Genomic DNA, 4,847 nt, shown 5'->3' on the forward strand with positions numbered 1-4,847 from the left:
CACACTATACGCCATTATAACTCAAATAGCTTATTATACCTTTATCATTTACTTTGGGAAGTACTATAGTTGCTTGTTTTTCTAAAAAGAAACAGACATACCACGACATGCTATTTAATACGGTTGTTATCAAAGGAAATATTAAATGAGTTGCTATAACTATCGTTATCATATAAATTATGCTGATGAATTGAACTAAGGGAAGATTATGAATGAAGAGATAGTAAAACATTTGAATAAATTATTGACCAATGAGCTGACTTCTGTACGCCAGTATCTTTTACATTTTGCGGTTCTCAAAAACAATGGAATTAATAGACTTGCAGAAAAGGTAAAAAATGAGCTTAACGAAGAACTTGAACATGCAAACAAGTTGGCAGAAAGAATTTTGTTATTCAAAGGAGTTCCAAATTTTCAGGATACAAACGAAATATCAAAGCATGATGGAAAGTTTACAAAAGACACAATACGGAAAATCTTAGAAGCTAATTTGAAATTAGAGGGAAAAGGTATTAAGGATATCAAAGAAACGATTTCTATCGCTGAGAAAGAAAAAGATTTTGTTAGTGTAATGTTATTAGAAGAGATGTTAAAAAATGAAGAAGAGCACTTCCATTGGATTGAGAAACAGATTGACCTTATTGAACTAATGGGTGTTGAAAACTATTTAAGAACACAAATATAGAGTGTTAAAAAAAATAGTATTTATTTTAATTGTACCTTGCTTGCTCCTTTTTTTATTAGGATTATGGCAAGTATTCAGATTGAACTGGAAGAATAATATTATTAAAAGTATGAGCCTTCCAGTTGTTCATCTGTTGCCCAATAACGACCTTGAAAAATTTAACTATAGGCATGTCAAGATTGATGGGATTCTAAGTGACATAGAGCTATATGTTTTTGCAGGACAACATGGCTATCATGTGTTATCTCCTATGCTACTTACTACTGGAAATTATATGCTAGTGAACAAAGGAATAGTTAAAGAAAAAAAAGAGGAAAGAGCAAAAATTGAAAAAGTAGCTGCAGGTGGAGTTTTATATTGCAATAGCAGTAAAAGCAAAAATTGGTTTATCAAGAACGATACTGCTTCGAATACATGGTTTACCCTGAGTACAGAAGAAATTTCCAATGAGTTAGGTATTAAGCTAGAGAAGTGTATATTGTGGCCGAACAATTTTGGCAGCAAAGTAGCTATACAGCCAATGAAGCATTTGGAATATGCAATCACTTGGTTTGCACTTTCCTTAATTTGGTTGATTATGTGCATAATTTACTATAGGCAAAACCTCAATAAAGCTTGAAGCTTTCTGTACATAAAATTAGAGAAGTAGTTATTCATCTTTATCACTACCAAGGTCTTTTAACATACTGTAATTGCCTTTTCTGAATCTACTTTTTAAAGACGTAACTCCACTTTCGCTAATACCACTAAGGCTCAGTGCAGCTCCACCTAGCTGCAATCCTATCTCAGATGTTTCAGGAATAATTTTACTAGCTCCTAGATCTCTATAAACCTCCACATTACTCAGATCTGGTAAGCGTATTACAATATTTACATGCGGAAAATTTGCTGCAACTAAAGAAACAACTTTTTTTATAGTAACTTCATTCTTTATTGAAATAACGAGAGCTTGAGCTCTTTCTATTCCTACCGATTTTAAAATTTCACATCTTGTAACATCTCCAAGATATATAGGAAAACTATCACTTTTTCCTTCTTTGACTATTTTCGATTGAATATCTACAACAACGTAACTTAAATGCTCTGCCGTAAGCATTTTTGTTACCATATATCCCACTCTACCAAATCCAGCAACTATCACATGGTTATAAAGATCTTGTGTATCTGTTTCAACAGCTTCATCATCTAATATTGTTTTCTCAGTGCTAAATGAGTTTGCTATCCAATCTCCAAGCCCCGATAAAAGAGGAGTGAAAGCCATGGTTACTGTAGTTACCATCATAAGTACTTGAGCGATTTCACTTGGTAGCACATTTAGCTCATCTGCTAAGCGAAACAAAATAAACGCAAATTCACCGCCTTGTGAAAGCAGTAACCCAGCTTGTATAGCAGGTGCACTCTTAAACCCAAAAAATCTACACAATATATATATAATAGATGTTTTTAAAACGATAAGGATAATCGATAATAAAGTAATTAGTGGTAACTTATTGAGTAAAAGTTCGGTATTGATGGACATACCAACAGTCATGAAAAATAAGCCAAGAAACAAATCTTTAAATGGCAATACTGCGTGTTCTACTGAGTGTCTATATTCTGTTTCTGCAACTAACAATCCAGCAACAAATGCACCTAATGCTAACGATAAATGGAATTGCTCAGTAATAAATGCTGCTCCTAATACTATTAAAAGCGTTGTTGATATAAAGATCTCATTACTTTCCATTTTAGCAATAACCGAAAATAAAGGTCTAAGCAATAATCTACCAGTTATAAATATCAGCACTAATGCAATAGCTGCTTGCACCAATGAACCTGCCAATGAGCTTATCAGGCTGTGCTCAGAATTGCCAGTAAGTAAAGGTACCAATACTATTAATGGTACCACTGCAAAATCTTGCATTAATAGCACTGCTATCGACAATCTACCAACCTGACTTGCTTGAGAACCTTTTTCTTGCAGAACCTGCAACACTATTGCTGTTGAGGATAGCGCAAGCCCACCACCAATAACTGTTGCTATATTCGTATTCACTCCGAAAGCAAGAGCGATGCACCATATTGCTACCATGGTAACTATAACTTGAAGAGAACCGAACCCAAATACATGAATACGCATAGCGATCAGGCGTTCAAATGTCAATTCAAGGCCTATAATGAATAATAGAAAAACTACACCAAATTCTGCAAGATTATCCATTGCTTCAGCTGAGTGTATCAGATTAAATCCGTGAGAACCAATAACTGCACCTGCAACGAAGTAACCAAGCACTGGACTAATATTCATTTTCCAAAATGCTATGACTATAAACACAGCAGCAGAAAGCAAAATTATAATATCAAACAAATGCTGAGAGCCACTGTGCATGATATTTAACCTGTAGAATTAGACCATTTAATTGAGCAGCCAATACTTGATTTTTGGTCAATTGGAGAATTACCAGTTTCTGCAATAAATTTTATAGCTTGAAATAAGTCACTACTTCCTACTTCATAGCTTTGAACCTTTTCTTTTTTTGTGTCGTTAAAACGTCCACGATAGCAAAGGTTTAAATTGGAATTAAAGCCGAAAAAGTCAGGAGTGCAAACAGCCCCGTATTCTTTAGCTATTTTCTGTGTACTATCAATTAAATATGGAAATGTAAACTTATTTTCCTTGGCAAAATTAATCATATTTTCAAAGGAATCTTCTGGATATTCATTTACATCATTTGGCATTATTGCAATGGTGTTTACCTGATAATCTTTTTTCAATTGATCAACATCGCTTACCAGATTGCTAATAATTGACTGAACGTAAGGACAGTGATTGCATATAAACATTATAATAAGACCATTTTTTCCACAACAGTCACTTAATGCATAATATTTATTGTCTACTCCCAAAAGATTAAAATCTTTTGCAGTAAAACTAAAATCGACTTTAGGAGTATTCAGAGCAACCATAGACTATTATTATACCACATGTAATTTACGGTCTTATTATTTAAATGTCAAACGGTTTCTATGTATACTGTTTGCATATTCTTTTTTAGTATTATAATTATAAAACTTATGTTCATAACTTTCGAAGGAATAGACGGCTCTGGTAAAACAACACAATCTAAGCTACTTGCAAATCATTTTAAGCAAATTCACGGCGAAAATAATGTGGTATTGACTCGAGAACCAGGTGGTACTGATTTTGCAGAAAAGATAAGAGGAGTGTTGTTAACGAATAACATTGATCCTATTTCTGAACTCTTGCTACTTATCTCGATGAGGCGCGAACATATGAAAAAATTAATATTACCAGCTCTTGCAGAAGGAAAAATAGTGATTTGTGATCGGTTTATTGATTCAACTATTGCATATCAAGGATATGGGTTTGGAGTTGACTTAAGGCTAATAAGGGACTTACATAAGCTAGTGGAAATTAAATATCCAGATATTACATTCATTCTAGATATTGATGTTAAAGTTGGGTTAAATAGAGCAAAAGACAAGAATAAATATGAAGAAATGGATGTTAATTTTTACAATAAGGTCAGAAAAGGATTTCAGGAAATAGCCATAAAAGAGCCCGTTAGGTGCAGTGTTATCACTGGAATTGAAACAAAAAATGATAATCACGTACACAATGAAATTATTGATAAAATCACCTAGCTTGTGATAGAAAATTATCAATTTCAGGTAACATTATTTCATATGAATAACTTTTTGTTTGAGTAGCTAAAAAATCCTGTATTTTGTCTGGATCTTCTTCACTTATCATCTTATATGCCCTTGCGAGGTTCATTAATTCACTTCTATTTTTTTTATTGCTTACTTCAGTAATAGTAAAAAATTGATCAAAATGGTCTAAGAGGTCTTTATTTTTTATTGAAGACACAATATCGTCAATTTCTTTCACATATAATGCAAGTTTGTGTGCTTTACTACGATCTTCAAAACAAAGATTAACAAGCACGTTACGAAACCTATCTTTCGTAGTACTTCTCACTTCTGCTAATAAGGACTTAATATTTTCTTGGCAATGCACTCTCTTTACCGATTCAGCCGGTTCAACCATACCAAGAACATTCTTTACCAAAGATTTTTCTTCACAACTATAGTACTTCCCAAAGTAAATGATAAAGGTATAATAAGCTATTTGAGTTATAATGGCGTATAGTGTGGATTT

At 33.1% G+C, this 4,847-nt stretch carries 6 protein-coding genes; 3 read left to right on the forward strand and 3 right to left on the reverse strand.

What is annotated here, in order from left to right; genetic code table 11:
* Positions 1–208: 208 nt before the first annotated feature.
* Positions 209–685, forward strand: coding sequence for a bacterioferritin (gene bfr, locus WOCAOBSORBRA_RS05490; RefSeq protein WP_155969303.1), 477 nt, complete (start codon positions 209–211; stop codon positions 683–685).
* A gap of 1 nt (position 686) precedes the next feature.
* The gene (locus WOCAOBSORBRA_RS05495) at positions 687–1,304 is read left to right on the forward strand and encodes an SURF1 family protein (RefSeq protein WP_174516100.1); all 618 of its coding nucleotides are present in this window, start codon (positions 687–689) and stop codon (positions 1,302–1,304) included.
* 30 nt (positions 1,305–1,334) lie between these two features.
* On the opposite strand, the gene WOCAOBSORBRA_RS05500 is transcribed toward WOCAOBSORBRA_RS05495, so the two are convergent.
* Both WOCAOBSORBRA_RS05500 and WOCAOBSORBRA_RS05505 read right to left on the reverse strand, forming a co-directional pair.
* Positions 1,335–3,053 carry a monovalent cation:proton antiporter-2 (CPA2) family protein gene (locus tag WOCAOBSORBRA_RS05500; RefSeq protein WP_010963130.1) on the reverse strand — a complete coding sequence of 573 codons (1,719 nt, stop codon included), beginning with the start codon at positions 3,051–3,053 and terminating at the stop codon, positions 1,335–1,337.
* Positions 3,054–3,058: 5 nt separating this feature from the next.
* Positions 3,059–3,631 (reverse strand): thioredoxin family protein, encoded by a 573-nt coding sequence (locus tag WOCAOBSORBRA_RS05505; RefSeq protein ID WP_174516101.1) that lies wholly within the window; start codon positions 3,629–3,631, stop codon positions 3,059–3,061.
* A 108-nt stretch (positions 3,632–3,739) separates the two neighbouring features.
* On the opposite strand from WOCAOBSORBRA_RS05505, the gene tmk reads away from it, so the two are divergent.
* Complete coding sequence (tmk, locus tag WOCAOBSORBRA_RS05510; protein WP_174516102.1) at positions 3,740–4,330, forward strand: dTMP kinase; 591 nt, start codon at positions 3,740–3,742, stop codon at positions 4,328–4,330.
* Here tmk and WOCAOBSORBRA_RS05515 read toward each other — a convergent pair.
* A partial coding sequence (locus tag WOCAOBSORBRA_RS05515) for a hypothetical protein (protein ID WP_246165652.1) occupies positions 4,323–4,847 on the reverse strand: 525 nt, incomplete at its 5' end. The genes tmk and WOCAOBSORBRA_RS05515 overlap by 8 nt on opposite strands.

The organism is Wolbachia endosymbiont of Cardiocondyla obscurior (genome assembly GCF_902713635.1).
Taxonomy (GTDB): Bacteria; Pseudomonadota; Alphaproteobacteria; order Rickettsiales; family Anaplasmataceae; genus Wolbachia; species Wolbachia pipientis.

Bases quoted from the DNA above. Each gene is read 5' to 3' on its own strand.
- WOCAOBSORBRA_RS05505 (WP_174516101.1), bottom strand. From the start codon at position 3,631: ATGGTTGCTCTGAATACTCCTAAAGTCGATTTTAGTTTTACTGCAAAA.
- tmk (WP_174516102.1), top strand. From the start codon at position 3,740: ATGTTCATAACTTTCGAAGGAATAGACGGCTCTGGTAAAACAACACAA.
- bfr (WP_155969303.1), top strand. From the start codon at position 209: ATGAATGAAGAGATAGTAAAACATTTGAATAAATTATTGACCAATGAG.
- WOCAOBSORBRA_RS05500 (WP_010963130.1), bottom strand. From the start codon at position 3,053: ATGCACAGTGGCTCTCAGCATTTGTTTGATATTATAATTTTGCTTTCT.